The sequence below is a fragment of the Aquabacterium parvum genome (assembly GCF_001447195.1).
Taxonomy (GTDB): Bacteria; Pseudomonadota; Gammaproteobacteria; order Burkholderiales; family Burkholderiaceae_C; genus Aquabacterium; species Aquabacterium parvum.
The window spans coordinates 1-273 of sequence record NZ_LFRI01000091.1 but is presented as its reverse complement, the minus strand read 5'-3'; the positions used below and the strand labels follow the sequence as shown (position 1 = coordinate 273).

Genomic DNA, 273 nt, shown 5'->3' with positions numbered 1-273 from the left:
TTTCCATGCAGATAGCGATAGAACAGCTCGACATACGGCAGCTCATCGAGCGGCTCATCGGTCAGCTCTTCCGGCACCTCGACACCTCGGAAGCACCCAGCAGAACCAAGAAGGCGTTTCCCCTTGAGCGTCTGAAGGGCATGCCATGTATCGGCAACCGGCTGATCGCTGAACTTGACGGCGTACTTGAAAACCTCCATGAACCCCTCGGCGGGATCTCCAACGATGGGCCGCACATCAACGATGAAGCTGTCCCCGGTGATCTGGTGCCAA

General features: G+C 57.5%; 1 pseudogene. It reads right to left on the bottom strand.

Annotated elements, in window-relative coordinates:
• A pseudogene (locus ABG80_RS03225) lies at positions 1-273 on the bottom strand (protein rep); the annotation flags it as partial.